The following is a 26,773-nucleotide window of genomic DNA, read 5'->3' on the forward strand; positions in this document are numbered from 1 at the left end:
TGGAAGGTGGTCATTTGAAATCAGTGAATTCAAGAGGTTTGAACCCACATGTTGCTGATGATTGATAACTACGACTCCTTTACCTACAACGTTGTGCAGTACCTGGGCGAACTGGGTGCCGAGGTCAAGGTGGTGCGCAACGATGAACTTACTGTTGCCGAAATCGCCGCGTTGAACCCCGAGCGCATCGTCGTCTCACCTGGCCCGTGCACGCCGACCGAGGCGGGTATCTCTCTGGAAGCCATCCAGTATTTCGCCGGCAAGCTGCCGATCCTGGGCGTCTGCCTGGGCCACCAGTCCATCGGCCAGGCGTTTGGCGGTGATGTGGTGCGCGCGCGCGAGGTGATGCACGGCAAGACCAGCCCGGTGTTCCATCGCGACCTGGGTGTGTTCCATGGCCTGAACCTGCCGGTGACCGTGACCCGTTACCACTCACTGGTGGTCAAGCGTGAAACCTTGCCCGAATGCCTGGAGCTGACCGCCTGGACCCAGCTGGAAGACGGCTCGGTCGACGAGATCATGGGCCTGCGTCACAAGACACTGAATATCGAAGGGGTGCAATTTCACCCTGAATCAATCCTGACCGAGCAGGGCTACGAGCTGTTCGCCAACTTTCTCAAGCAGAGCGGCGGCACGCGCTAAGGACTTTTCATGGATATCAAGACTGCCCTGAGCCGTATCGTCGGCCATCTGGACCTGAGCACCGCGGAAATGAGCGATGTGATGCGCGAGATCATGACCGGTCAATGCACCGATGCTCAGATCGGCGCTTTTATGATGGCGATGCGCATGAAGAGCGAAAGCATCGACGAAATCGTCGGTGCGGTGTCGGTGATGCGTGAGCTGGCGGACAAGGTCGAACTCAAGACCCTCGACGGCGTCGTCGATGTAGTGGGCACCGGCGGTGACGGTGCGAATATTTTCAACGTGTCGACCGCCTCATCCTTTGTGGTGGCCGCCGCTGGTTGCACCGTCGCCAAGCACGGTAACCGTGCAGTGTCTGGCAAGAGCGGCAGTGCCGACTTGCTGGAAGCGGCCGGTATTTACCTGAACCTCACGCCGGTGCAAGTAGCGCGCTGCATTGACAGCGTTGGCATTGGCTTCATGTTTGCCCAGTCCCATCACGGCGCGATGAAGCACGCTGCCGGCCCGCGCAAGGACCTCGGCCTGCGTACCCTGTTCAACATGCTCGGCCCGCTTACGAATCCGGCCGGTGTGAAGCACCAGGTGGTGGGCGTGTTCAGCCAGGCGCTGTGCCGGCCATTGGCCGAAGTCTTGCAGCGCCTGGGCAGCAAGCATGTGCTGGTGGTGCATTCCAAGGATGGCCTCGACGAATTCAGCCTGGCAGCGCCGACCTTTGTGGCGGAGCTCAAGAACGACGAGGTCACCGAATATTGGGTCGAGCCCGAAGACCTGGGGATGAAAAGCCAGAGCCTGCACGGCCTGGCGGTGGAAAGCCCGGCAGCTTCGTTGGAGTTGATTCGTGATGCCTTGGGGCGTCGCAAGACCGAAAACGGTCAGAAAGCTGCGGAAATGATTGTCCTGAATGCTGGCGCAGCCCTTTACGCGGCCGACCATGCCTATAGTCTCAAGGAAGGTGTTGCCTTGGCCCACGATGCGCTGCATACCGGCCTGGCTCGCGAGAAGCTCGAAGAGCTGGGAGCATTCACCGCCGTATTCAAGATGGAGAATGAAGGATGAGTGTGCCAACCGTTCTGGAAAAGATCCTGGCCCGCAAGGTTGAAGAAGTGGCCGAGCGCCGCGCCCGTGTGAGCCTGGCCGAGTTGGAAGCGCAGACGAAAAGCGCCGATGCGCCACGCGGCTTTGCCAAAGCCTTGATCGCCCAGGCCAAGCTCAAGCAGCCGGCCGTGATCGCCGAGGTCAAGAAAGCCTCGCCGAGCAAAGGGGTGATACGCGAACACTTTGTGCCCGCTGAAATCGCCGTCAGTTATGAGAAGGGAGGGGCGACTTGCCTGTCCGTACTGACGGATATCGACTACTTCCAAGGTTCCGACCTGTTTCTGCAACAGGCGCGCGCCGCGTGCAAGTTGCCGGTGATCCGCAAGGATTTCATGGTCGACCCGTACCAGATCGTCGAAGCCCGAGCCTTGGGTGCCGACTGCGTGTTGCTGATTGTTTCCGCGTTGGATGACGTGAAGATGGCCGAGCTGGCGGCCGTGGCCAAAAGCGTTGGTTTGGATGTATTGGTCGAAGTGCACGACGGCGACGAGTTGGAGCGCGCATTGAAGACCCTCGATACACCGCTGGTGGGCGTCAACAACCGTAACCTGCATACCTTCGAGGTCAGCCTGGAAACCACCCTCGACCTGCTGCCGCGTATTCCGCGCGATCGTCTGGTGATTACCGAAAGTGGCATCGTCAACCGCGCCGATGTGGAACTGATGGAAATCAGTGACGTGTACTCGTTCCTGGTGGGCGAGACGTTTATGCGCGCCGAGAACCCAGGGGCGGAATTGCAGCGCTTGTTCTTCCCGGAGCGTGGTACGACGATCAGCGGCTCGACATTGGATTGATGTGAAGCCAGCTCCCACATTGGTGTTGTGTTTATTCAGGTAGGTAGGTGTTCGATGCTCCAGCCCGTGATCATGACTGTCGAAGCAGGCCTTGCCGCCGAGCAAGACCTATTGGCAGCCGTTTGCGCGGGTGAGCAGGCGTTCGGATTGCTGTTCTGGCAGCCCAGTGACCAAGCGCTGGTTATGCCGCGCCGTTTGAGCCGGTTGCCGGCATTCGAGGCGGCGAGCCAGGTCTCGGTCGATGCGGGTTGGCCGGTGTTGCTGCGTGAAACTGGCGGTGAGCCGGTGCCGCAGTCCGGCGCCACGGTCAATATCGCCCTGGTCTATGCCCCGCCGCGCAGTGAAGGCGACCCGGGGCGTATCGAAACCGGCTATCGGCGCTTGTGCCAACCGATCTGTGATCTGTTGATCGAGTTGGGCGGCGATGCGTCCGTCGGCGAAATTGACGGTGCTTTTTGCGACGGTCGTTACAACGTCAACCTCAATGGCCGCAAAATGGTGGGCACTGCCCAGCGTTGGCGACAAAGCGGTGGCCGCCCGGTAGGGTTGGTGCATGGGGCGATGTTGCTGGAGAATGATCGTGAGCAATTGATTGCGGCGGTCAACCGCTTCAACCAAGCCTGCGGCTTGGAGCAGCGAGTTCGCGCCGACAGCCATATCGCACTGCACGAAGCGTTTCCCGCGCCGGATGCTATCAGTCGGCTCGACACGTTGTACCGTCAGATGCTGGCTGGCTTCCTGCCGGTTTAACGGGTGCCGAACACCACCATCGTCTTGCCTTTGACGTGCACCAGGTTGCGCTCCTCCAAATCCTTGAGCACGCGGCCAACCATTTCTCGTGAACACCCGACAATACGTCCGATCTCCTGGCGCGTGACTTTGATCTGCATGCCGTCGGGATGGGTCATGGCATCGGGTTGCTTGCATAGCTCCAGCAGGCAGCGAGCAACGCGACCGGTGACATCAAAGAACGCCAGGTCGCCGACTTTGCGCGTGGTGTCGCGTAGGCGCTGGGCGATCTGTCCGCTCAGGGCGTACAAGATATCCGGATCATGCTGGGCCAGTTCGCGAAATTTCGTATAGCTGATCTCGGCCACTTCGCACTCAACTTTGGCCCTTACCCAAGCGCTGCGTTCCTGCTCTTTGCCTGCTTGTTCAAACAGGCCCAGCTCCCCGAAGAAATCCCCGGTGTTGAGGTAGGCAATGATCATCTCACGGCCATCTTCATCCTCGATCAGGATGGTGACCGAGCCCTTGATAATGAAGAACAGGGTTTCTGAACGCTCGCCGGCGCAGATGATGTTGTGCTTGGCCGGATGACGTCGGCGCTGGCAATGCAACAGCAGCTTGTCGAGGTTCTTGATCTTGGGTGTGGGAGTAAGAGCAACCATGGTTGTATCCCGAAAAGACTGCAAGGTGTAGTTGGCGTTGTTTTTATCCAGCGGCCTCTCATTGATAGACGCTGTACAAGTCATGGCAATGCGCCATTCATTTGGCGCCAGCTTACCAGACACCTTCTGTCACGATTAGCCAATTTACCGGGCAAACGCTGTCATTTATCGAATTTATGCAGGGCGCTGCTGTTTCAAAGCCCTGTGCTAAGCTGGCGACCCTTTTTTAGCAGTGGAGTCTGGGCGATGAAGGCACGCATCCAATGGGCGGGCGAAGCCATGTTCCTCGGTGAGTCGGGCAGCGGCCATGTGGTGGTCATGGACGGTCCGCCGGAAGCCGGCGGGCGTAACCTGGGTGTACGCCCGATGGAAATGTTGCTGCTGGGTGTGGGCGGTTGCAGCAATTTCGATGTGGTCAGCATCTTGAAGAAGTCGCGCCAGGCCGTGGAAAGCTGCGAAGCCTTCCTGGAAGCCGAACGCGCCACTGAAGACCCCAAGGTCTTTACCAAGATCCATATGCATTTCGTAGTCAAGGGCCGGGCGCTGAAAGAAGCCCAGGTCAAGCGTGCCATTGAGCTGTCGGCCGAGAAGTACTGCTCAGCATCGATCATGCTGGGGGCGGCGGGCGTGGTCATTACCCACGACTACGAAATCATCGAGTTGGGTTGATTGCAGCAGGCAAAAGAAAGGGCGCTTCGGGCGCCCTTCTTTTCGGTTCAGATTCGATAGGTGCTTTTGGTCATGACCTTGGCCAACAGGCTCATGCCGAACCGTACCGGGGCTGGAAAGCGGAAGCCGCCCGCGTCCAGCGCGCTTTCTGCATGGTGTTCTTCGTCGATACGCATCTGCTCAAGAATGGCCCGGGACTTTTCGTCCTCGGCCGGCAGTTGCTCCAGGTGTTCATCCAGGTGCTTGCACACCTGATGTTCTGTCGCGGCCACAAACCCCAGGCTGACTTTGTCGCTGATCAGCCCGGCAGCCGCGCCGATACCAAACGACAAGCCATAAAACAGTGGGTTGAGCACGCTGGGATGGCTGCCCAACTGGCGGATGCGTTGTTCGCACCAGGCCAGGTGGTCGATCTCTTCCTCGGCTGCATGCTCCATCGCCGTGCGAACCTGCGGCAACTTGGCGGTCAGCGCCTGGCCCTGGTACAGCGCCTGGGCACAGACTTCACCGGTATGGTTGATGCGCATCAGGCCGGCCACGTGACGGGTGTCGGTCTCGCTCAGCTGTACATCTGGCTGCACAATGGCGGGCGATGGACGGTAAGGTTGGCCGCTGAACGGCAGCAGGGTGCGCATGGCCATGTCGGCTTGCAGCAACAGACGGTCAATCGGCGAGTAGTGACGTTGGGTAGTCATGCTGACCTCCGGGAAGAATCTCGGCGGCCAGTTTACCGCAAGAGAGCGTCCAGCGTTTGTGCTGAGTCAATTTGCCCTTGTGCACTCAGCCCGGTGGCCAGTTCATCTGGCGCTGACCGAGCACGTGCATATGGATGTGGTAAACGGTTTGCCCGCCGTCTTCATTGCAATTCATCACCACGCGAAAGCCTTTTTCGCAACCCTGTTCCACGGCCAGGCGCTGGGCGGTGAACAGGATATGGCCGGCCAGCGCCTTATCGTCCTCGGTCAGGTCATTGAGGGTACGAATGGGCTTTTTCGGGATAACCAGAAAATGCACCGGCGCCTGTGGGGCGATATCGTGAAAAGCCAGGACCTGGTCATCTTCATAGATGATCTTCGCCGGTATTTCTCTGTTGATGATCTTGGTGAACAGAGTATCCACAGCTGTATCTCCATTGTGAAAGTGAGGTGAGTGTACGCAGGCCATCAGCGTGGGCAATAGGCCTTGTTGATGGCGCCGGCAATTTTGCGGGTCAGCCAGCGGGGGCTCAGGCGTGGGCTGAACGTCAGCCAACGGTTGCGTCGCCCGGGAATGATGATGGCTTTGTTCTTTTCCAGCGCACGCACGGTGTAGAGCGCGACTTCTTCCGGGCTCATCAGTTGCTGGCTGCGGTCGAGTTTCGCCGTATCCGTCTGTGCGGTGCCGAAGAATGCGGTGCGCGTAGGGCCAGGGCACAACACTGAGACCTTGATGCCGCAGGTCTTCAATTCTTCGCGCAACCCTTCGGAAAAGTGCAATACGTAGGCTTTGCTGGCGTAGTAGCTGCTCATCCACGGCCCAGGCTGGAAGGCGGCGACCGAAGCCACATTGAGGATTTGCCCGCCGCCATGCAGGGCCATGGCATTGCCGAGCGCGTGGCACATGCGGGTCAGGGCCAGGATGTTGACTTCGATGAGGTCCTGCTCGGTCATCCAGTCCTGGGCCAGGAACGGCCCGCTGGTGCCGATGCCGGCGCAGTTGACCAGCAGGTCGATCTGCCGCTCACCCTCTTCGAGCTCCAGCAAAAAGCCGGACAAACGCAGCGGTTCGCCCAGGTCACAGGCACGAAACAGCACCTCGACACCGAAGCGTTGGGTCAATTCCAATGCAATGCTTTCCAACTGATCACGCTGGCGGGCCACCAGAATCAAGCTGCGGCCGCGTCGTGCCAAGGCTTCGGCCAATGCCAGGCCGATGCCGCTGGAGGCGCCGGTGATCAGAGCGTAACGGGTCATGCCTTTCTCCATCGCAACGCCACCGGCCCATGACAGTGCGTCACAGGCGGCGGGCGTTTCTTCACTGTTCTGGAGAGTCTACAGGTTCGGCTGCGTCGTCAGCACTTTGCGCTGCGGCTTCATCAACGATAACGCTTTGTTCTGCGTCTGCATCGGAGGTGATGGAGCTGCTTTCGTAGCTGCTGTCCATGTTGGCTTCAAGCTGGTCCAGGTAACCGTTCATGCCCAAGGTGACGACAATGATGAGCATCAAAGGGATAAACGCCAGCCACAGCGAGGCCAGGATTTTCACCGCAGTAGAGTTGCGTGGTGGTGGCGCGCCGTATTGGTTGGCGCCCGTGTTGCCTGGCAATACCAGCAACAGCAGAGGGAACACACTGTTCACCAGCGGAACCAGGTTCAGCAGGTACAGCCAGCCAGACCAGCCCAGGTCATGCAGGCGCTGCACGCCGATTTGCACGCTCACCACTACCAGTGCCACAAACAGCGCGAAGCCCAGCAGTGAGCCAATAATGATGGCGATGGTTGGCGAGGCTGTCGCCACCGCGAAGCCCACGGTACTGATGATGCCCGCGGCCACCAACATCGCGACGGTCAGTGCCAGCGTCCAGGCCAGGTAGCGCAGGCGCCCGATGCGACCGTGGATGGTGAACACCTTTAGAGTGGCGAACTCCGGCAGGTCATCGCCAACAGCGGCGCGTGGCGGTGCATACGGTGAAGCGGCGGCGCGGTCAGCGGTTGACGAGCCTGTCTCGTGGGTTTCTGCCAGGCTGAATGCCACGGGGTGTTCCTCTTCGATGCGTGCGTCCACCCCGGCATTGTGCAGTGCCGTGAGGTAGGTTTCAGCGTCGGGGCGCGACAGGTCGCGCTTGAGCGCGACGGGGCGGCCGGTGAAGAGCTTTTCTATCGCTTCAACATCGCTTTTGAATAACTCGGCGAGGTTCAGCTTGGCGGTGGTGCTTTCGACACCTGGGCGCAAGGCTCCGTCAAACACAATCTTGAAACGGCTGTCGCTCATGCGGGCATCCTTGTCACTTAATCAGGGGAAGTGTGCAGGCCTGTCCAATTGGCAGGCCCGGCAGTGGGTCAGCGTGGCCAGCGCAGTTGCGCGGCATGCTCGCGTGCTCTGCGGTATTCGGCATCCAGGCGCGCTATGAGCTCATCCACACTGGGCACATCATTGATCTCACCGACGCCTTGGCCGGCAGACCATACAGTTTTCCACGCTTTGGCCTCATCGCTCAATGGCTTGAGCTTGGAACCGAAGTTGACTTCCCCTTTGCCTTGAAGCGCAGCGAGGTCAAAACCGGCATTTTCCAGGCTCTGGCGCATAAAGCTGGCAGGTACGCCGGAGACTGCAGGAGTGTGCACGATGTCGGCGGCGCGCGATGTGAGCAGCATCTCCTTATAGGCGTCCGGTGCCTGGCTTTCGGTGGTGCCGATAAAGCGCGTGCCGAAATAAGCGAGGTCTGCCCCCAGCACCTGGGCGGCGAGGATTTCGTGCCCATGGTTAAGGCAGCCCGCCAGCAGCAGGGTTTTGTCGAAGAACTGGCGAATTTCGGCAATCAGTGAAAAGGGGCTCCAAGTGCCAGCGTGGCCACCTGCTCCAGCGGCTACGGCAATGAGGCCGTCGACGCCCGCTTCAGCGGCTTTCTCGGCATGGCGTCGGGTAGTGACGTCATGAAATACCAGGCCGCCGTAGCTGTGAACGGCATCTACCAATTCCTTTACCGCACCGAGGCTGGTGATGACGATGGGCACCTTGTGCTCGACGCAGATCGCCAGGTCGGCCTCCAGCCGCGGGTTGCTGTTGTGCACGATCAGGTTCACGGCATAGGGCGCAGGGTTGTCCAACTGCGCCAAACCCGCTTCGATTTCTTCCAGCCAGGCCTTGAAACCACTGCTTTCGCGTTGGTTGAGCGCCGGGAAACTGCCAACTACCCCGTTGCGGCAGCAGGCCAGGACCAGTTGCGGATTGGAGATCAGAAACATCGGCGCGGCCACCACGGGCAGGCGCAGACGTTGTTCCAGCAGAGCGGGCAGCGACATTGGAGGTTCCCCGAGTAATTGAAGTTAGAACGGTTTGACCACGACCAAAATTACGATAGCCAGCAATATCAGAACCGGGACTTCATTGAACCAGCGATAAAAGACATGGCTGCGGGTGTTCTCGCCACGGGCGAAGCGCTTTACCTGTGCGCCGCACATGTGATGGTAGCCAATCAGCAGGACGACCAGGGTCAGCTTGGCGTGGATCCAGGCGCCCGACTGGAAAATGCCGGGGTTGAGGGCCAGCATCCAGATGCCGAAGACCAGTGTGGCAACCATCGCCGGGCCCATGATGCCCCGGTACAACTTGCGCTCCATGATGCTGAAGCGTTCCTTGCTGACGGTGTCTTCGCTTTGGGCGTGGTAGACGAACAGGCGCGGCAGGTAGAACAGCCCGGCAAACCAGCAGACGATGCTGACGATATGGAAGGCTTTGACCCATAGATAGAGCATTTTAGTTATTCCCAGGTTCACGGTAGCGAAGATAGTAGTGGCTCATGCGCCCGTACGTCACGTTGACGGTTGTCGCAGGACGATACGGCCCCTATTATCGACGGCTTTCCAGTGGGTTCGTTGAGGGCAGGTTTATGGTCAAGGTCGGTATCGTCGGCGGCACGGGTTACACCGGTGTCGAATTGCTGCGTCTGTTGGCTCAGCATCCGCAAGCTGAGGTGGTGGTCATCACTTCCCGATCCGAAGCCGGGCTGGCCGTGGCCGATATGTACCCGAACCTGCGAGGCCACTATGACGGCCTGGCGTTCAGTGTGCCGGACACCAAGACCCTGGGGGCCTGCGACGTGGTGTTCTTCGCCACGCCTCACGGTGTAGCCCATGCGTTGGCCGGTGAGCTGCTGGCGGCGGGTACCAAGGTTATCGACTTGTCGGCAGACTTCCGCCTGCAAGACGCCGATGAGTGGGCCAAGTGGTACGGCCAACCCCATGGTGCGCCGCAGCTGTTGGAAGAGGCGGTTTACGGCCTGCCGGAAGTCAATCGCGAGCAGATCAAGCAAGCACGCCTGATTGCGGTGCCCGGTTGCTATCCAACAGCCACGCAATTGGGCTTCCTGCCATTGCTGGAAGCTGGTCTGGCGGATGCGTCGCGCCTGATCGCCGACTGCAAGTCGGGCGTCAGTGGTGCGGGCCGTGGCGCGGCGGTCGGTTCTCTGTACTCCGAAACGTCGGAAAGCATGAAAGCCTATGCGGTAAAAGGTCATCGTCACTTGCCGGAAATTCGCCAGGGCCTGCGCCGCGCTGCCGGCCAGGAGGTAGGGCTGACCTTCGTGCCGCACCTGACGCCGATGATCCGCGGGATTCACTCCACGCTGTATGCGACCGTCACCGATCGCTCGGTAGACCTGCAGGCATTGTTTGAGAAGCGTTATGCCAATGAGCCGTTCGTCGATGTGATGCCGGCCGGCAGCCATCCGGAAACGCGCAGCGTGCGTGGCGCCAATGTGTGCCGTATTGCTGTGCATCGTCCGCAGGATGGCGACCTGGTGGTGGTGTTGTCGGTGATCGACAACCTGGTCAAGGGCGCGTCGGGCCAGGCGGTGCAGAACATGAACATCCTGTTCGGCCTGGACGAGAAGTTGGGCCTGTCCCACGCGGGCATGCTGCCTTAACGCAGACTTACCGTTGTGCAAAAGGCCCGTTGATCGGGCCTTTTGCATTTTTAATGGTCGCTGGGCAGATTGATATACCGTAACAATAGTTGACCGCTTTTCTAGGAGAAGCGGATAATACCGGCCATTACGCATATGGCGGCGCTACGCCGGGAGATTATCAGCATGAGCGTTGAATCCTTCACCCCCACGGCTTTGCAATTCACCCACGGTGCTGCGCACAAGGTGAAGAGCCTGGTCGATGAAGAGGGTAATGATCGCTTGAAGCTGCGCGTATTCGTTACGGGCGGCGGTTGTTCAGGGTTTCAGTACGGTTTTACCTTCGATGAAGATGTGGCCGATGACGACACTATCGTTGAGCGCGAGGGTGTGAGCCTGGTCGTGGATCCGATGAGCTTCCAATACCTGGCGGGTGCCGAGGTGGATTATCAGGAAGGTCTGGAAGGCTCGCGTTTCGTGATCAAGAACCCTAATGCCACCACGACATGTGGTTGCGGGTCTTCGTTCTCGATCTGATCGGTAGCAGATACAAAAACGCCGCTTGGCTCTTACGGGCCAAGCGGCGTTTTGCTGTCTGGGGTTCAGGCGGGGTAGATCGCGCCAAGCACTCGAAGCCCGCGAGCGCCAGTGACGCTGGGGCGATTGGCGGCAATTCCCTCAAGGCAGCAATGGGCCAGCCAGGCGAAGGCCATTGCCTCTACCCAGTCAGGGTCTACGCCATAGGCCGCTGTAGTGCTGACATGGGTGGAAGGCAGCAACGTTGTCAGACGGCTCATCAGTGCCCCGTTATGGGCGCCGCCGCCGCAGATCAGCAAGGTCGTTGTGTCAGTTTGGGCGCTTTGCAGGGACTCGACGATGGTCAGGGCCGTCAGCTCCAGCAGGGTGGCCTGTACGTCTTGGGGTTCAAAGGCGGGCAAGCGGCCAAGGTGCTGCTGCAGCCAGGCCAGGTTGAACACCTCTCGGCCCGTGCTTTTCGGGCCTTTGGTCAAGAAGAACGGATCGCTGAGCAGCGTATTGAGCAACTGGGGCTGGACCTGGCCGCTGGCCGCCCATTGCCCGTCCCGATCGAAGTGTTCGCCGCGCTGCAGGTGAATCCAGGCATCGAGCAGCACGTTCCCCGGGCCGCAGTCGAAACCGGCGACAGGCTTGCCCGTCTCGATCAGGCTGAGGTTGCTGAACCCGCCGACATTCAATACCGCGCGATTGCCCGTCTGCTCGCCGAACAAGGCTTCATGAAAGGCAGGAACCAAAGGAGCGCCTTGGCCGCCGGCAGCGACATCGCGGCTGCGGAAGTCGCTGACGACGGTGATGCCTGTGAGTTCGGTGAGAAGGGCAGGGTTGCCGATCTGAACGGTAAAGCCTCGGGCGGGTTCATGGCGAATCGTCTGGCCATGGCTACCAATCGCCCGAATGTCCTGAGGCTTGAGGTTCTGTTGATCCAGCAAGGCGTGGATGCCTTGGGCGGCGAGCATGACCCATTGTTGCTGGGCGATTGCCGAGCGGGCGATCTCATCCGGGCCGCTGGCGCATAGGCTCAGCAGTTCTGTGCGCAAGGCGTCAGGCATCGGGATGTAGCGGGTGGCGATCAGATTGATCGCCGCACCTTGTTCGATAAGGGCGATATCCAGGCCGTCGAGGCTGGTCCCGGACATCACGCCGATATAGAGCGGCATACCTTAACGCTTCGCCGAAGCCAGCAAGGTGGAGCGCTCTTGATCCATCCGTGCCATCAGCGGCTGGCTCTGTTGCATGAAGCGCGCGCGTTCGGCCTTGGCAATCGGGTCGGCCATCGGCAGCTTCTGGCCCAATGGGTCGACGTGTACGCCGTTGACCTGGAACTCGTAGTGCAAGTGCGGGCCGGTGGAGAGGCCGGTGGTACCGATGTAGCCGATCACTTGGCCTTGTTTCACGTTGCCGCCAGTCTTGACGCCCTTGGCGAACCCTTGCATGTGGCCATAAAGCGTACGGTAAGTGTTGCCGTGCTGGATGATCACCGTATTGCCGTAACCACCACGGCGCCCCGCTAACAAGACCTTGCCGTCGCCCGCCGCCTTGATTGGCGTGCCACGCGGCGCGGCATAGTCGACGCCCTTGTGTGCGCGAATTTTGTTCAGAATTGGATGCTTGCGGCCCATGGAGAAACGCGAGCTAATACGGGCAAAGTCAACGGGTGTACGGATGAAGGCCTTGCGCATGCTGTTGCCATCAGCCGTGTAGTAGCTGCTGTTGCCTTGTTTGTTGGTGTAGCGCACGGCGGTGTAGGTTTTGCCACGGTTTGTGAAACGCGCAGAAAGAATGTTGCCAGTGCCGACCACTTTTCCGTTGGCTACTTTCTGTTCGTAGATCACGTCGAATTCGTCGCCTTGACGGATGTCCTGAGCGAAGTCGATGTCGTAGCCAAATACGCTGGCCATGTCCATGGTCATGCTGTGCGACAGGCCCGCACGCGCGGCCGATTGCGACAGGGAGCTGTTGATCACGCCATGTACGTAGGCGGAACGCATGACGGGTTTGGTGGTGATTCGGTTGAATGCGAAGCCTTTGGCGCCTTTGCTCAGGCTGATGCTTTCCAAGTCACTGATGCTGGTATGCAGGTTGTTCAACTGGCCGTCTGGCGTCAGCTCAAATTCAAGCTTTTGGCCACGTTTGAGCTGAGTGAATTGCTTGGCTTGTTTATCGCTGGCGAGCACGTCATTTACAGCGGCGGCAGGCAACCCAACCTTTTCGAACAGGGTAGAGAGAGTGTCGCCTTTGCCCACGATGACTTCGCGATGCTGGGGATTCTTGGCTGCGGCGGCCGCAGGTGCTTCCTGGGCGGCTTGCTGGGTGTCTTCGGGAGTGCTTTCGATCTGTGCGAAAGGTGATTCAGTTGCAGTGTTTGTGGCTTGTTGTACGTCGGAAGCGTCTTGATCTTGTGTCAGTTGTTCAACTGGGCTTTCCAGATCAAGGCTCAGGGATGTTCGTTTGGCTTCAACGTCACTGGAAGGGAATACCAGCAGTGCCAGGCTGAGAAGGGCGGCGATACCACTTGCGGCGAGCAGGTGGGTCTTCGGGTAAAGCGGCGGCGCTTTAGACGGTTCAGTGGTCATAGGTAATTTTGACTTTGAAGATGAAATGGAAAAGATGAATGACATGATGAAGATGAAATAACTGTATAAAATATAACCAAATCATCTGTGGTGCAAGCTCGCGAACGCTGGGCTTGCTGAACGGTGTCCGTGCGCAGGGCAAAACTTGTAATTAGTCCCTGATCTTGTATGGTTGGTTCCCTTTTGAATCTGAGCCTTGCGGGTCTGTTATGAAGTCGGTTGAAGAGCAGCTAGCGCTGATAAAACGTGGTGCGGAAGAACTGTTGGTCGAGTCCGAGCTGATCGAAAAGCTCAAGCGTGGCCAGCCCCTGCGTATCAAGGCTGGCTTTGATCCGACTGCGCCGGATCTGCACTTGGGTCATACCGTGCTTATTAATAAGCTGCGTCAGTTCCAGGAACTGGGCCATCAGGTCATCTTCCTTATAGGTGACTTCACCGGGATGATCGGTGATCCAAGCGGCAAGAGCGCTACGCGCCCGCCGCTGACTCGCGAGCAGGTGCTCGATAATGCCGAGACCTATAAGACCCAGGTATTCAAGATCCTTGATCCAGCCAAGACCGAGGTGGCGTTCAACTCCACCTGGATGGACAAAATGGGGCCGGCAGATTTCATTCGCCTGACTTCCCAATACACCGTGGCGCGCATGCTTGAGCGCGATGACTTCGACAAGCGCTACTCGACCAATCAGCCAATCGCCATCCATGAGTTCCTCTATCCGCTGGTTCAGGGGTACGACTCGGTGGCGCTGCGTGCGGACGTTGAGTTGGGCGGCACCGATCAGAAGTTCAACCTGTTGATGGGGCGTGAATTGCAGCGCGCCTATGGTCAGGAGGCTCAGTGCATTCTGACCATGCCATTGTTGGAAGGCTTGGATGGCGTCAAGAAGATGTCCAAGTCCTTGGGTAACTATGTCGGTATCCAGGAAGCGCCGGGTGTGATGTACGGCAAGCTGGTGTCTATTCCGGATGCACTGATGTGGCGTTACTTCGAGTTGTTGAGCTTCCGCTCGATGGACGAAATCAATGCGCTGCGTGCGGATGTCGAGGCGGGCGCTAATCCTCGGGATGTGAAGATTAAGCTGGCTGAAGAAATCGTTGCGCGCTTCCATGGTGAGGAGGCTGCGGCCAGCGCTCACCGTGCGGCAGGTAATCGCATGAAAGATGGCGAGCTGCCTGACGATCTGCCGGAGATTGAGCTGACTGCTGCCGAGGCTATGCCGATTGCGGCTGTGCTTAATAAGGCTGGCCTGGTGAAAAACTCGGCGGTCGCGCGCGATCTCTTGGGTTCGGGCGGTGTGCGTATAGATGGTGAGGTGGTTGATCGCACCTTTATATACGAGCTGGGCGCCACTCACGTTTGCCAGGCGGGTAAGAAGGCATTTGCGCGTATTACGCTCAAATCCGAATAAGTCTGAAATAGGTGTTGACGGCGAATTATATCTGTCTATAATTCGCCCCACTTCCGGCGCAGTCGAAACGGAAAACTCCTTGGTAAACAAAGGGTTACGCAGTTATCGACAGCAAGTTGCTTCAGTTCATCGAAGCCAAAAGGAAGTTGAAAAAGAGGTGTTGACAGCAGCGTGTAACGCTGTAGAATTCGCCTCCCGCTTACGAGAGATCGCAAGCGCAAGTGGTTGAAGTTGTTGAAGAAATCTTCGAAAGCTTCTGAAAATAACCACTTGACAGCAAATGAGGCTGCTGTAGAATGCGCGCCTCGGTTGAGACGAAAGATCTTAACCAACCGCTCTTTAACAACTGAATCAAGCAATTCGTGTGGGTGCTTGTGGAGTCAGACTGATAGTCAACAAGATTATCAGCATCACAAGTTACTCCGCGAGAAATCAAAGATGTAACCAACGATTGCTGAGCCAAGTTTAGGGTTTCTTAAAAACCCAAAGATGTTTGAACTGAAGAGTTTGATCATGGCTCAGATTGAACGCTGGCGGCAGGCCTAACACATGCAAGTCGAGCGGTAGAGAGAAGCTTGCTTCTCTTGAGAGCGGCGGACGGGTGAGTAATGCCTAGGAATCTGCCTGGTAGTGGGGGATAACGTTCGGAAACGGACGCTAATACCGCATACGTCCTACGGGAGAAAGCAGGGGACCTTCGGGCCTTGCGCTATCAGATGAGCCTAGGTCGGATTAGCTAGTTGGTGAGGTAATGGCTCACCAAGGCGACGATCCGTAACTGGTCTGAGAGGATGATCAGTCACACTGGAACTGAGACACGGTCCAGACTCCTACGGGAGGCAGCAGTGGGGAATATTGGACAATGGGCGAAAGCCTGATCCAGCCATGCCGCGTGTGTGAAGAAGGTCTTCGGATTGTAAAGCACTTTAAGTTGGGAGGAAGGGTTGTAGATTAATACTCTGCAATTTTGACGTTACCGACAGAATAAGCACCGGCTAACTCTGTGCCAGCAGCCGCGGTAATACAGAGGGTGCAAGCGTTAATCGGAATTACTGGGCGTAAAGCGCGCGTAGGTGGTTTGTTAAGTTGGATGTGAAATCCCCGGGCTCAACCTGGGAACTGCATTCAAAACTGACTGACTAGAGTATGGTAGAGGGTGGTGGAATTTCCTGTGTAGCGGTGAAATGCGTAGATATAGGAAGGAACACCAGTGGCGAAGGCGACCACCTGGACTAATACTGACACTGAGGTGCGAAAGCGTGGGGAGCAAACAGGATTAGATACCCTGGTAGTCCACGCCGTAAACGATGTCAACTAGCCGTTGGAAGCCTTGAGCTTTTAGTGGCGCAGCTAACGCATTAAGTTGACCGCCTGGGGAGTACGGCCGCAAGGTTAAAACTCAAATGAATTGACGGGGGCCCGCACAAGCGGTGGAGCATGTGGTTTAATTCGAAGCAACGCGAAGAACCTTACCAGGCCTTGACATCCAATGAACTTTCTAGAGATAGATTGGTGCCTTCGGGAACATTGAGACAGGTGCTGCATGGCTGTCGTCAGCTCGTGTCGTGAGATGTTGGGTTAAGTCCCGTAACGAGCGCAACCCTTGTCCTTAGTTACCAGCACGTTATGGTGGGCACTCTAAGGAGACTGCCGGTGACAAACCGGAGGAAGGTGGGGATGACGTCAAGTCATCATGGCCCTTACGGCCTGGGCTACACACGTGCTACAATGGTCGGTACAGAGGGTTGCCAAGCCGCGAGGTGGAGCTAATCCCATAAAACCGATCGTAGTCCGGATCGCAGTCTGCAACTCGACTGCGTGAAGTCGGAATCGCTAGTAATCGCGAATCAGAATGTCGCGGTGAATACGTTCCCGGGCCTTGTACACACCGCCCGTCACACCATGGGAGTGGGTTGCACCAGAAGTAGCTAGTCTAACCTTCGGGAGGACGGTTACCACGGTGTGATTCATGACTGGGGTGAAGTCGTAACAAGGTAGCCGTAGGGGAACCTGCGGCTGGATCACCTCCTTAATCGACGACATCAGCTGCTCCATAAGTTCCCACACGAATTGCTTGATTCATTGAAGAAGACGATAGAAGCAGCTTTAAGCTCCAAGCTGATAGCTCTTAGCTAATCAGTTACGCGCTCGAAATTGGGTCTGTAGCTCAGTTGGTTAGAGCGCACCCCTGATAAGGGTGAGGTCGGCAGTTCGAATCTGCCCAGACCCACCAATTTTGTTATGGGGCCATAGCTCAGCTGGGAGAGCGCCTGCCTTGCACGCAGGAGGTCAACGGTTCGATCCCGTTTGGCTCCACCATTAACTGCTTCTGCTGTTAGAGTTTAGAAATGAATATTCTGAAGTGAATATTGATTTCTAGTCTTTGATTAGATCGTTCTTTAAAAATTTGGGTATGTGATAGAAAGATAGACTGAACGTTACTTTCACTGGTAACGGATCAGGCTAAGGTAAAATTTGTGAGTTCTCTTAATTGAGAAATTCGAATTTTCGGCGAATGTCGTCTTCACAGTATAACCAGATTGCTTGGGGTTATATGGTCAAGTGAAGAAGCGCATACGGTGGATGCCTTGGCAGTCAGAGGCGATGAAAGACGTGGTAGCCTGCGAAAAGCTTCGGGGAGTCGGCAAACAGACTTTGATCCGGAGATGTCTGAATGGGGGAACCCAGCCATCATAAGATGGTTATCTTGTACTGAATACATAGGTGCAAGAGGCGAACCAGGGGAACTGAAACATCTAAGTACCCTGAGGAAAAGAAATCAACCGAGATTCCCTTAGTAGTGGCGAGCGAACGGGGACTAGCCCTTAAGTGGCTTTGAGATTAGCGGAACGCTCTGGAAAGTGCGGCCATAGTGGGTGATAGCCCTGTACGCGAAAATCTCTTAGTCATGAAATCGAGTAGGACGGAGCACGAGAAACTTTGTCTGAATATGGGGGACCATCCTCCAAGGCTAAATACTACTGACTGACCGATAGTGAACTAGTACCGTGAGGGAAAGGCGAAAAGAACCCCGGAGAGGGGAGTGAAATAGATCCTGAAACCGTATGCGTACAAGCAGTGGGAGCCCACTTTGTTGGGTGACTGCGTACCTTTTGTATAATGGGTCAGCGACTTATTTTCAGTGGCGAGCTTAACCGAATAGGGGAGGCGTAGCGAAAGCGAGTCTTAATAGGGCGTCTAGTCGCTGGGAATAGACCCGAAACCGGGCGATCTATCCATGGGCAGGTTGAAGGTTGGGTAACACTAACTGGAGGACCGAACCGACTACCGTTGAAAAGTTAGCGGATGACCTGTGGATCGGAGTGAAAGGCTAATCAAGCTCGGAGATAGCTGGTTCTCCTCGAAAGCTATTTAGGTAGCGCCTCATGTATCACTGTAGGGGGTAGAGCACTGTTTCGGCTAGGGGGTCATCCCGACTTACCAAACCGATGCAAACTCCGAATACCTACAAGTGCCGAGCATGGGAGACACACGGCGGGTGCTAACGTCCGTCGTGAAAAGGGAAACAACCCAGACCGTCAGCTAAGGTCCCAAAGTTATGGTTAAGTGGGAAACGATGTGGGAAGGCTTAGACAGCTAGGAGGTTGGCTTAGAAGCAGCCACCCTTTAAAGAAAGCGTAATAGCTCACTAGTCGAGTCGGCCTGCGCGGAAGATGTAACGGGGCTCAAACCATACACCGAAGCTACGGGTATCACGTAAGTGATGCGGTAGAGGAGCGTTCTGTAAGCCTGTGAAGGTGAGTTGAGAAGCTTGCTGGAGGTATCAGAAGTGCGAATGCTGACATGAGTAACGATAATGGGTGTGAAAAACACCCACGCCGAAAGACCAAGGTTTCCTGCGCAACGTTAATCGACGCAGGGTTAGTCGGTCCCTAAGGCGAGGCTGAAAAGCGTAGTCGATGGAAAACAGGTTAATATTCCTGTACTTCTGGTTATTGCGATGGAGGGACGGAGAAGGCTAGGCCAGCTTGGCGTTGGTTGTCCAAGTTTAAGGTGGTAGGCTGGAATCTTAGGTAAATCCGGGATTCTAAGGCCGAGAGCTGATGACGAGTTATCTTTTAGATAACGAAGTGGTTGATGCCATGCTTCCAAGAAAAGCTTCTAAGCTTCAGGTAACCAGGAACCGTACCCCAAACCGACACAGGTGGTTGGGTAGAGAATACCAAGGCGCTTGAGAGAACTCGGGTGAAGGAACTAGGCAAAATGGCACCGTAACTTCGGGAGAAGGTGCGCCGGTGAGGGTGAAGGACTTGCTCCGTAAGCTCATGCCGGTCGAAGATACCAGGCCGCTGCGACTGTTTATTAAAAACACAGCACTCTGCAAACACGAAAGTGGACGTATAGGGTGTGACGCCTGCCCGGTGCCGGAAGGTTAATTGATGGGGTTAGCTAACGCGAAGCTCTTGATCGAAGCCCCGGTAAACGGCGGCCGTAACTATAACGGTCCTAAGGTAGCGAAATTCCTTGTCGGGTAAGTTCCGACCTGCACGAATGGCGTAACGATGGCGGCGCTGTCTCCACCCGAGACTCAGTGAAATTGAAATCGCTGTGAAGATGCAGTGTATCCGCGGCTAGACGGAAAGACCCCGTGAACCTTTACTATAGCTTTGCACTGGACTTTGAATTTGCTTGTGTAGGATAGGTGGGAGGCTTTGAAGCGTGGACGCCAGTCTGCGTGGAGCCATCCTTGAAATACCACCCTGGCAACTTTGAGGTTCTAACTCAGGTCCGTTATCCGGATCGAGGACAGTGTATGGTGGGTAGTTTGACTGGGGCGGTCTCCTCCTAAAGAGTAACGGAGGAGTACGAAGGTGCGCTCAGACCGGTCGGAAATCGGTCGTAGAGTATAAAGGCAAAAGCGCGCTTGACTGCGAGACAGACACGTCGAGCAGGTACGAAAGTAGGTCTTAGTGATCCGGTGGTTCTGTATGGAAGGGCCATCGCTCAACGGATAAAAGGTACTCCGGGGATAACAGGCTGATACCGCCCAAGAGTTCATATCGACGGCGGTGTTTGGCACCTCGATGTCGGCTCATCACATCCTGGGGCTGAAGCCGGTCCCAAGGGTATGGCTGTTCGCCATTTAAAGTGGTACGCGAGCTGGGTTTAGAACGTCGTGAGACAGTTCGGTCCCTATCTGCCGTGGACGTTTGAGATTTGAGAGGGGCTGCTCCTAGTACGAGAGGACCGGAGTGGACGAACCTCTGGTGTTCCGGTTGTCACGCCAGTGGCATTGCCGGGTAGCTATGTTCGGAATAGATAACCGCTGAAAGCATCTAAGCGGGAAACTAGCCTCAAGATGAGATCTCACTGGAACCTTGAGTTCCCTGAAGGGCCGTCGAAGACTACGACGTTGATAGGTTGGGTGTGTAAGCGCTGTGAGGCGTTGAGCTAACCAATACTAATTGCCCGTGAGGCTTGACCATATAACACCCAAGCAATTTGACTACTCTAACGAGCATCAGATTGCGGTGTGTGAAGACGAAAATGAACCGAAAGTTCGACGCTCACAAAACACCGAGATCTATCACCTACCCAATTTGCTGAAGCGAGGCCAGCTGGCCGCGACTCAGTACCCGAATTTCTTGACGACCATAGAGCATTGGAACCACCTGATCCCATCCCGAACTCAGCAGTGAAACGATGCATCGCCGATGGTAGTGTGGGGTTTCCCCATGTGAGAGTAGGTCATCGTCAAGATTAAATTCCGAAACCCCAATTGCGAAAGCAGTTGGGGTTTTGTTTTGGGCGCTCGAAAATCTCGACCCAGACTGATATCCACCCTTTCTATGCAATGACCCTGCGCATGGCTATCATGCGTGCCTCATTCTGAGGCGATATGTGCATGCTGACGTTGTTGAAACTTCTGAAAGATGGTCAGTTCCATTCTGGAGAAGCGCTTGGCGCTGCCTTGGGCGTTAGTCGCAGTGCCGTGTGGAAGCAGCTTCAGCATCTTGAGGCAGAATTGAATCTCCCCATTCATAAGGTGCGGGGCCGCGGATATAGATTGGCTGCGCCATTGGTGTTTTTGAATGCGCAGGAGATTTCTCTGGGCGCGGCTTCCTTGGCTTGGCCCGTTCACATTTTCGACTCCATTGATTCCACTAATGCTGAGGCTTTACGTCTTATCGGTGCGGGCAGTGCGGCTCCTTTTGTTGTGCTGGCGGAGCAGCAAACGGCTGGTAGGGGGCGACGAGGCCGAAAGTGGGTCAGCCCATTTGCGCAAAACGTTTACTACAGCCTTGTATTGCGTATTGAGGGCGGTCTGCGGCAACTGGAGGGGCTGAGTCTGGTGGTGGGGCTGGCAGTCCTGCAGGCTCTGCGTGAATCGGGTGTGCAGGGCGCAGCTTTGAAGTGGCCAAACGACGTCCTGGTTGGGCAAAAGAAAATCTCAGGCATCTTGCTTGAGTTGGTGGGAGATCCTGCAGATATCTGTCACGTTGTGCTAGGGATAGGTATCAATGTGAATATGCAGAGAGCGGCTGAGATTGATCAGCAGTGGACCTCGATGCAGCTTGAGACGGGCTCTTCAGTTGATCGCAATCACCTGGTAGCGCGACTGGGTTTGCAGCTACAAGCCTACCTGGACCGACACAAGGCTGCGGGTTTTGCCGGGTTGCAAGAAGAGTGGGAGCAGCATCACGCCTGGCAGGGGAAGTCCGTGTCGCTTATCGCGGGCGTCAATCAGATTGATGGGGTTGTGCTGGGCGTGGATCGTCAGGGCGCCTTGCGTTTGGATGTCGGTGGCGTTGAGAAAACATACAGCGGTGGTGAGTTAAGCCTGAGGTTGCGTGATGATTCTTGAGCTCGACTGTGGAAATAGCTTTATCAAATGGCGTGTTCTTGAGTTGAGTGAGGCAACTGTTCGCGCGGAAGGCATCGCAGGCTCGGATATCGCGCTGATCGATAGTTTGGTGGCTTTGCCTGGTCTATTGCTCACGCGTTGTCGGTTGGTGAGTGTTCGCGCGCTTGAGGAGACCGATAAGCTGATAGCAGCCTTGGTAGCGGCATTTGGCGTTGCTGTTTCCTGTGCAACGTCTGCTCAAGAAATGGGTGGAGTGCGCAATGGCTACGAAGACTTCCAGCGCCTGGGGATGGATCGATGGCTGGCCATGCTGGGCGCGTTCAAGTTGGCGTCAGGTGCATGCTTGGTACTCGACTTTGGTACAGCGGCGACAGCAGATTTTATTGGTCCGGACGGTGGGCACCTGGGTGGGTTTATTTGCCCGGGTATGCCGCTTATGCGGAATCAGCTGCGAACCCATACCCGCAAGATACGCTATGACGATGCGGCCGCTGAGCGGGCTCTGGAGCGTCTCTCTCCTGGTCGAACGACCGTAGAGGCTGTCGAGCGTGGTTGTACGCTCATGCTTAGAGGGTTCGTGCTGACCCAGCTCGAGTTGGCCCGAGGCTATTGGGGGGAGGATTTCACGGTCTTCCTCACTGGAGGCGATGCCGACCTGGTCAGGGAAGCTGCGCCTCAGGCTCGGCTGGTCCCGGACCTGGTGTTTGTTGGTTTGGCGATGGCGTGTCCTTTGTCTTGAGGTGATTATGCGCTGGCTGTTTTTACTTTTACTGGTTCTCAATGTTTTCTATTACGTCTGGCATCAGCAAGAGGCGCCATTGCGGGCCAAGGATGTCACGCCCTTGAGTCTCCATCGGGGAGCGCAGCAAGATATTCGCCTCTTGAGTGAGTCGGCAGACACTGTGGCTCGGCGTGATCGAGCGAGGCCGGCCGAGGCGCAAAATACCTGCTTGTACATCGGTGGTCTCTCGGATCGACGCCAAGCCTCCTCTCTCGAGCAGAGGCTCACGAGCCTGGATATCAAGGTCAAGGTCCAGTTGCTGAACGCACCGGACGCCTCGGGTTATTGGTTGCGCGTAGCCCCTGAGAGCCGTCGCCTGGCTGACGATCTGCCCTTTGAAAGCCTTGCTAATGAATTCAATGAGTTAAAACATAAAATAATGCTGTGTGAAGGCATTGCAACTCTCGAATAGTTTGCATAGAATGGCGCCCGCTTCGCAGTGAAGACCTTTAAGGGCTACAGTGCAAAGCTACCGTCAATGCAGCTAACCTCATAATTTAAATGAGAAAATGCTTGACAGAAGGTCGGCGTGATGTAAAATGCCGGCTCGCTTAGGAGGGGTTCCCGAGCGGCCAAAGGGATCAGACTGTAAATCTGACGTCTACGACTTCGAAGGTTCGAATCCTTCCCCCTCCACCATTTTTAGCGTGAGCTGCAAGCTCCGCGGGTATAGTTTAGTGGTAGAACCTCAGCCTTCCAAGCTGATGATGCGGGTTCGATTCCCGCTACCCGCTCCAAGTTTGCAGGTTGTGCAAGGTGTTTCGCTCTTGTAGCTCAGTTGGTAGAGCACACCCTTGGTAAGGGTGAGGTCAGCGGTTCAAATCCGCTCAAGAGCTCCATATAACAAGGCAGATATGAAAATATCTGCCTTTGTTTTAACAGCTGCCTCGGCTTGAATGTTGTTCGATGTTTCAGGTCTTGTGGGGTTGGTTGTTGTAAAGTCTTTTTCAGGCCTGCATAATGGTCGGCCTGATTTTGTTTTAGGTCAGTAGCTCAATTGGCAGAGCGACGGTCTCCAAAACCGTAGGTTGGGGGTTCGATTCCCTCCTGACCTGCCAGATTCACGTGGTGTGTCTGGCTTTCTTTTCACAGGATCTTCATAGATGACTCCTAAGGCTGAAGCTCAAAGCTCTCGTTTCGATCTGGTAAAGTGGCTCGCTGTAGTCGCCTTGGTGGTCGTAGGCGTTGTTGGCAATCAGTACTATTCTGCTTCGCCGATCCTGTACCGTGTACTCGCTTTGCTTGCCCTTGCTGCTGTAGCTGCCTTTGTAGGCCTGCAGACTGCCAAAGGCAAGTCCTTCGCGGTACTGGTTAAGGAAGCTCGCACCGAAATCCGTAAAGTCGTTTGGCCGACTCGCCAAGAAACCACGCAGACCACATTGATTGTCGTGGCTGTTGTTCTGGTTATGGCGTTGCTGTTGTGGGGGCTTGATTCCCTGCTCGGCTGGCTTGTTTCCTTGATTGTTGGCTAAGGGTGTCCCGTGGCTAAGCGTTGGTACGTTGTGCATGCTTACTCGGGTTACGAGAAGCATGTTATGCGCTCTTTGCTGGAGCGCGTAAAGCTGGCAGGCATGGAAGATGGCTTCGGCGAAATTCTGGTTCCCACTGAAGAAGTGGTTGAAATGCGGAATGGGCAGAAGCGCAAGAGCGAACGCAAGTTCTTCCCTGGCTACGTGCTGGTACAGATGGACATGAACGAAGGTACTTGGCACTTGGTCAAGGATACCCCTCGCGTCATGGGCTTCATTGGCGGTACTGCCGATAAGCCTGCTCCGATCACCGATAAAGAGGCGGAAGCAATTCTGCGTCGTGTTGCTGACGGTAGTGACAAGCCCAAGCCGAAGACGTTGTTCGAGCCGGGTGAGGTCGTTCGCGTTACAGACGGTCCGTTCGCTGATTTCAACGGTACGGTCGAAGAAGTTAACTACGAAAAGAGCCGGATCCAAGTGGCAGTGCTCATTTTCGGTCGCTCTACTCCGGTAGAGTTGGAGTTCAGCCAGGTCGAGAAGGTCTAGCTGGGCAAGCATCCCAACCCCGCAGCTTCGGCTGTGGGGTTTTGTCGTCACTGGGATAAACGCGCAAGTAACCGGGGAGCCTTTCGAGGCGTTTGAACCCGTAATTGGAGTGCCTCATGGCCAAGAAGATTACCGCTTACATCAAGCTGCAAGTGAAGGCCGCTCAGGCCAACCCTAGCCCACCCGTCGGTCCAGCTCTGGGTCAGCACGGCGTGAACATCATGGAATTCTGCAAGGCCTTCAACGCCCGTACTCAGGGTCTTGAGCCAGGTCTGCCGACTCCAGTGATCATCACTGTATACAGCGACCGTAGCTTCACCTTCGAAACCAAGTCGACCCCGGCTTCGGTTTTGCTGAAGAAAGCTGCCGGTCTGACCAGCGGTTCCGCTCGTCCTAACACCGTTAAGGTTGGCACTGTAACCCGTGCTCAGCTGGAAGAAATCGCGAAAACCAAAAACGCGGATCTGACTGCAGCTGATATGGATGCAGCCGTGCGTACCATCGCCGGTTCTGCTCGTAGCATGGGCCTTAACGTGGAGGGTGTGTAATGGCTAAGCTGACCAAGCGCCAAAAGGCTATCGCCGGCAAAATCGAAGCAGGCAAGTCCTACAACTTCGTAGACGCTGCTGCCCTGCTGACCGAGCTGTCGACTGTCAAGTTCAGCGAGTCTGTTGACGTTGCTGTAAACCTGGGTGTTGACCCACGTAAATCCGACCAGGTCGTTCGTAGCGCTACTGTGCTGCCACACGGTACTGGCAAGACTGTACGTGTTGCTGTCTTCACCCAAGGCCCAGCTGCTGAAGCTGCTCTGGCCGCTGGTGCTGATCGCGTTGGCATGGACGACCTGGCTGCCGAAATGAAAGGCGGCGACCTGAACTATGACGTCGTAATTGCTTCCCCGGATGCAATGCGCGTTGTAGGTCAGTTGGGTCAGATCCTCGGTCCACGTGGCCTGATGCCTAACCCTAAAGTCGGCACCGTAACGCCAGACGTAGCTACCGCGGTTAAAAACGCCAAGGCTGGTCAGGTTCGTTATCGCACCGACAAAAACGGCATCATTCACACCTCCGTTGGCAAAGTCGGCTTCGATGCCGTCAAGCTGAAGGAAAACGTTGAAGCTCTGATCGCTGATCTGAAGCGTATCAAGCCTGCTTCCTCGAAAGGTATCTACGTCAAGCGCGTTACCCTGAGCACCACTATGGGCCCAGGTCTGGTCATCGACCAAGGCTCGCTGGACGTATAAGACATAAATTGGCGCAAGTAATTGCGCCAATTGAAAGATTGGGGTCCCTGCCTGGCGGGGGCTATCCAAGACCGTAGGCGACGCAAGTCTTAAACCAACAAGCCTACGCAGATGGTGCTCCCGGTTCCTTACCGAATCAGACACCAAAACGACATCAGGCCTAGGCCAGATGAAACGGTAACAAGCAGGAGTTAAACCCGTGGCAATTAATCTCGAAGACAAGAAGGCCATCGTCGCTGAAGTCAACGAGGCTGCCAAAGCTGCTCTGTCCGCTGTCGTGGCTGATGCCCGTGGTGTGACAGTAGGCGCTATGACCGGACTCCGTAAAGAGGCTCGTGAAGCTGGCGTATACGTACGTGTTGTACGTAACACCCTGCTCAAGCGCGCCGTTGCTGACACTGAATACAGTGTTCTCAACGACGTGTTCACCGGCCCGACTCTGATCGCGTTCTCTAAAGATCATCCAGGCGCTGCTGCCCGTTTGTTCAAAGAATTCGCCAAGAGTCAGGATAAGTTCGAGATCAAGGCAGCTGCGTTCGAGGGCAAGTTCCTCGCAGCTAACCAAATCGACGTACTGGCAACACTGCCGACCCGTAACGAAGCTATTTCGCAGCTGATGAGCGTGATTCAAGGCGCTACCAGCAAGCTGGCTCGTACTCTGGCTGCAGTTCGCGAGCAAAAAGAAGCTGCCGCAGCCTAAGGCTGAGCAAATTCTCTCGCGTATTTTTGTTTATTTCGATGGCCGCGTAGGCCGTCCCCCAATTCAGGAAATACAGCAATGTCTATCTCCCAAGACGATATCCTCAACGCCGTAGCTGAAATGTCGGTTCTGCAGGTTGTTGAGCTGATCAAAGCTTTCGAAGAAAAATTCGGCGTTTCCGCTGCCGCTGCTTCCGCTGGCCCAGCTGTTGCTGCTGTCGCTGCTGAAGAGCAAACCGAATTCAACGTCATGCTGCTGGAAGCTGGCGAGAAGAAAGTAAACGTGATCAAGGCAGTACGTGAACTGACCGGTCTGGGCCTGAAAGAAGCCAAGGCTGTAGTTGACGGCGCTCCTGCCCAGGTTCTGGAAGCTGTGTCGAAAGACGCCGCTGACAAAGCCAAAGCTACTCTGGAAGAAGCAGGCGCTAAAGTCGAGCTGAAGTAAGCATCGACCTTGCGTCTCCAGCCCAAGCGTTAAGCTGAAGGCTGATGGC

General features: G+C 56.1%; 26 protein-coding genes, 6 tRNA genes and 3 rRNA genes. 26 read left to right on the forward strand and 9 right to left on the reverse strand.

Going from position 1 to position 26,773, the window contains the following annotated elements; all coding sequences use genetic code 11:
• Positions 1 to 48 precede the first annotated feature (48 nt).
• The 4 genes from CRN80_RS11790 to CRN80_RS11805 are packed head-to-tail and all read left to right on the forward strand — an operon-like array spanning position 49 to position 3,284.
• Positions 49 to 642 (forward strand): aminodeoxychorismate/anthranilate synthase component II, encoded by a 594-nt coding sequence (locus CRN80_RS11790; RefSeq protein WP_032895052.1) that lies wholly within the window; start codon positions 49 to 51, stop codon positions 640 to 642.
• A gap of 9 nt (positions 643 to 651) precedes the next feature.
• Positions 652 to 1,701, forward strand: a complete 1,050-nt coding sequence (gene trpD / locus CRN80_RS11795; protein ID WP_003194694.1) for an anthranilate phosphoribosyltransferase — start codon at positions 652 to 654, stop codon at positions 1,699 to 1,701.
• Complete coding sequence (gene trpC / locus CRN80_RS11800) at positions 1,698 to 2,534, forward strand: indole-3-glycerol phosphate synthase TrpC (RefSeq protein ID WP_098950205.1); 837 nt, start codon at positions 1,698 to 1,700, stop codon at positions 2,532 to 2,534. Before trpD ends, trpC begins: the two co-directional genes overlap by 4 nt.
• Before the next feature lie 54 nt (positions 2,535 to 2,588).
• On the forward strand, positions 2,589 to 3,284 hold the full coding sequence (locus CRN80_RS11805) for a lipoate--protein ligase family protein (RefSeq protein ID WP_098950206.1): 696 nt from the start codon (positions 2,589 to 2,591) through the stop codon (positions 3,282 to 3,284).
• Here the strand turns inward: CRN80_RS11805 and crp are convergent.
• A complete protein-coding gene (crp, locus tag CRN80_RS11810; RefSeq protein ID WP_032895057.1) occupies positions 3,281 to 3,925 on the reverse strand; it encodes a cAMP-activated global transcriptional regulator CRP in 645 nt (214 codons plus the stop codon). The genes CRN80_RS11805 and crp overlap by 4 nt on opposite strands.
• Before the next feature lie 246 nt (positions 3,926 to 4,171).
• Between crp and CRN80_RS11815 the strand changes: the two genes are divergently transcribed.
• Positions 4,172 to 4,594: an OsmC family protein gene (locus tag CRN80_RS11815; protein ID WP_003194686.1), complete on the forward strand. Its 423-nt coding sequence runs from the start codon at positions 4,172 to 4,174 to the stop codon at positions 4,592 to 4,594.
• 47 nt (positions 4,595 to 4,641) lie between these two features.
• Here CRN80_RS11815 and coq7 read toward each other — a convergent pair whose 3' ends face one another.
• The 6 genes from coq7 to hemJ form a co-directional block, all read right to left on the reverse strand.
• Positions 4,642 to 5,289 carry a 2-polyprenyl-3-methyl-6-methoxy-1,4-benzoquinone monooxygenase gene (gene coq7 / locus CRN80_RS11820; RefSeq protein WP_003194684.1) on the reverse strand — a complete coding sequence of 216 codons (648 nt, stop codon included), beginning with the start codon at positions 5,287 to 5,289 and terminating at the stop codon, positions 4,642 to 4,644.
• An 85-nt stretch (positions 5,290 to 5,374) separates the two neighbouring features.
• Entirely contained in the window at positions 5,375 to 5,713 is a 339-nt protein-coding gene (locus CRN80_RS11825) for a histidine triad nucleotide-binding protein (RefSeq protein WP_003194682.1), read from the reverse strand.
• Positions 5,714 to 5,757: 44 nt separating this feature from the next.
• The gene (locus CRN80_RS11830; protein ID WP_098950207.1) at positions 5,758 to 6,546 is read right to left on the reverse strand and encodes an SDR family oxidoreductase; all 789 of its coding nucleotides are present in this window, start codon (positions 6,544 to 6,546) and stop codon (positions 5,758 to 5,760) included.
• Between the two features lie 61 nt (positions 6,547 to 6,607).
• Entirely contained in the window at positions 6,608 to 7,564 is a 957-nt protein-coding gene (locus CRN80_RS11835; protein WP_098950208.1) for a DUF805 domain-containing protein, read from the reverse strand.
• Between the two features lie 68 nt (positions 7,565 to 7,632).
• Positions 7,633 to 8,595, reverse strand: coding sequence for a nitronate monooxygenase family protein (locus tag CRN80_RS11840; RefSeq protein WP_098950209.1), 963 nt, complete (start codon positions 8,593 to 8,595; stop codon positions 7,633 to 7,635).
• A 24-nt stretch (positions 8,596 to 8,619) separates the two neighbouring features.
• Positions 8,620 to 9,048, reverse strand: coding sequence for a protoporphyrinogen oxidase HemJ (gene hemJ / locus CRN80_RS11845; protein ID WP_003194674.1), 429 nt, complete (start codon positions 9,046 to 9,048; stop codon positions 8,620 to 8,622).
• A 134-nt stretch (positions 9,049 to 9,182) separates the two neighbouring features.
• Between hemJ and argC the strand changes: the two genes are divergently transcribed.
• Together argC and erpA are read left to right on the forward strand one after the other, a co-directional pair.
• A complete protein-coding gene (gene argC / locus CRN80_RS11850; RefSeq protein WP_044269421.1) occupies positions 9,183 to 10,217 on the forward strand; it encodes an N-acetyl-gamma-glutamyl-phosphate reductase in 1,035 nt (344 codons plus the stop codon).
• A 165-nt stretch (positions 10,218 to 10,382) separates the two neighbouring features.
• The gene (gene erpA / locus CRN80_RS11855; RefSeq protein WP_003176443.1) at positions 10,383 to 10,733 is read left to right on the forward strand and encodes an iron-sulfur cluster insertion protein ErpA; all 351 of its coding nucleotides are present in this window, start codon (positions 10,383 to 10,385) and stop codon (positions 10,731 to 10,733) included.
• 65 nt (positions 10,734 to 10,798) lie between these two features.
• Here the strand turns inward: erpA and CRN80_RS11860 are convergent, their stop codons facing one another.
• Entirely contained in the window at positions 10,799 to 11,890 is a 1,092-nt protein-coding gene (locus CRN80_RS11860; protein WP_098950210.1) for an anhydro-N-acetylmuramic acid kinase, read from the reverse strand.
• A 3-nt stretch (positions 11,891 to 11,893) separates the two neighbouring features.
• Positions 11,894 to 13,306 (reverse strand): peptidoglycan DD-metalloendopeptidase family protein, encoded by a 1,413-nt coding sequence (locus tag CRN80_RS11865; protein WP_098950211.1) that lies wholly within the window; start codon positions 13,304 to 13,306, stop codon positions 11,894 to 11,896.
• Between the two features lie 209 nt (positions 13,307 to 13,515).
• Between CRN80_RS11865 and tyrS the strand changes: the two genes are divergently transcribed.
• The 19 genes from tyrS to rplL all read left to right on the forward strand — a co-directional run bounded on the left by tyrS (position 13,516) and on the right by rplL (position 26,724).
• Positions 13,516 to 14,715, forward strand: a complete 1,200-nt coding sequence (gene tyrS, locus CRN80_RS11870; protein ID WP_003194666.1) for a tyrosine--tRNA ligase — start codon at positions 13,516 to 13,518, stop codon at positions 14,713 to 14,715.
• 495 nt (positions 14,716 to 15,210) lie between these two features.
• Positions 15,211 to 16,747, forward strand: a 16S ribosomal RNA gene (locus CRN80_RS11880).
• A 124-nt stretch (positions 16,748 to 16,871) separates the two neighbouring features.
• Positions 16,872 to 16,948, forward strand: a tRNA-Ile gene (locus tag CRN80_RS11885).
• Between the two features lie 10 nt (positions 16,949 to 16,958).
• Positions 16,959 to 17,034, forward strand: a tRNA-Ala gene (locus tag CRN80_RS11890).
• Between the two features lie 237 nt (positions 17,035 to 17,271).
• A 23S ribosomal RNA gene (locus CRN80_RS11895) occupies positions 17,272 to 20,162 on the forward strand.
• Between the two features lie 158 nt (positions 20,163 to 20,320).
• Positions 20,321 to 20,436: ribosomal RNA gene (rrf, locus tag CRN80_RS11900) — 5S ribosomal RNA — on the forward strand.
• Together the 16S, 23S and 5S rRNA genes with 2 tRNA genes alongside form the textbook arrangement of a ribosomal RNA operon.
• Before the next feature lie 145 nt (positions 20,437 to 20,581).
• Positions 20,582 to 21,541, forward strand: coding sequence for a bifunctional biotin--[acetyl-CoA-carboxylase] ligase/biotin operon repressor BirA (gene birA, locus CRN80_RS11905; protein WP_098950212.1), 960 nt, complete (start codon positions 20,582 to 20,584; stop codon positions 21,539 to 21,541).
• Positions 21,531 to 22,280: a pantothenate kinase gene (locus CRN80_RS11910; RefSeq protein ID WP_098950213.1), complete on the forward strand. Its 750-nt coding sequence runs from the start codon at positions 21,531 to 21,533 to the stop codon at positions 22,278 to 22,280. Before birA ends, CRN80_RS11910 begins: the two co-directional genes overlap by 11 nt.
• A gap of 7 nt (positions 22,281 to 22,287) precedes the next feature.
• The gene (locus CRN80_RS11915; RefSeq protein WP_098950214.1) at positions 22,288 to 22,734 is read left to right on the forward strand and encodes a hypothetical protein; all 447 of its coding nucleotides are present in this window, start codon (positions 22,288 to 22,290) and stop codon (positions 22,732 to 22,734) included.
• Positions 22,735 to 22,876: 142 nt separating this feature from the next.
• A tRNA-Tyr gene (locus tag CRN80_RS11920) sits at positions 22,877 to 22,961 on the forward strand.
• Between the two features lie 24 nt (positions 22,962 to 22,985).
• Positions 22,986 to 23,059 (forward strand) — tRNA-Gly (locus CRN80_RS11925).
• Between the two features lie 26 nt (positions 23,060 to 23,085).
• Positions 23,086 to 23,161, forward strand: a tRNA-Thr gene (locus CRN80_RS11930).
• A 143-nt stretch (positions 23,162 to 23,304) separates the two neighbouring features.
• A tRNA-Trp gene (locus CRN80_RS11935) sits at positions 23,305 to 23,380 on the forward strand.
• Positions 23,381 to 23,425: 45 nt separating this feature from the next.
• A complete protein-coding gene (gene secE, locus CRN80_RS11940; RefSeq protein WP_003194658.1) occupies positions 23,426 to 23,794 on the forward strand; it encodes a preprotein translocase subunit SecE in 369 nt (122 codons plus the stop codon).
• Positions 23,795 to 23,803: 9 nt separating this feature from the next.
• A complete protein-coding gene (nusG, locus tag CRN80_RS11945) occupies positions 23,804 to 24,337 on the forward strand; it encodes a transcription termination/antitermination protein NusG (RefSeq protein WP_003176436.1) in 534 nt (177 codons plus the stop codon).
• A 116-nt stretch (positions 24,338 to 24,453) separates the two neighbouring features.
• Positions 24,454 to 24,885 carry a 50S ribosomal protein L11 gene (gene rplK, locus CRN80_RS11950; RefSeq protein ID WP_003176435.1) on the forward strand — a complete coding sequence of 144 codons (432 nt, stop codon included), beginning with the start codon at positions 24,454 to 24,456 and terminating at the stop codon, positions 24,883 to 24,885.
• Positions 24,885 to 25,580 carry a 50S ribosomal protein L1 gene (gene rplA, locus CRN80_RS11955; RefSeq protein WP_003176434.1) on the forward strand — a complete coding sequence of 232 codons (696 nt, stop codon included), beginning with the start codon at positions 24,885 to 24,887 and terminating at the stop codon, positions 25,578 to 25,580. Before rplK ends, rplA begins: the two co-directional genes overlap by 1 nt.
• Positions 25,581 to 25,779: 199 nt before the next feature.
• Complete coding sequence (gene rplJ, locus CRN80_RS11960) at positions 25,780 to 26,280, forward strand: 50S ribosomal protein L10 (RefSeq protein ID WP_003176433.1); 501 nt, start codon at positions 25,780 to 25,782, stop codon at positions 26,278 to 26,280.
• A 78-nt stretch (positions 26,281 to 26,358) separates the two neighbouring features.
• Entirely contained in the window at positions 26,359 to 26,724 is a 366-nt protein-coding gene (gene rplL / locus CRN80_RS11965) for a 50S ribosomal protein L7/L12 (RefSeq protein WP_003176432.1), read from the forward strand.
• The last annotated feature ends 49 nt before the right edge of the window (positions 26,725 to 26,773 follow it).

Origin of the sequence: Pseudomonas sp. FDAARGOS_380 (genome assembly GCF_002591235.1) — a bacterium.
GTDB lineage: Bacteria > Pseudomonadota > Gammaproteobacteria > Pseudomonadales > Pseudomonadaceae > Aquipseudomonas > Aquipseudomonas salmasensis.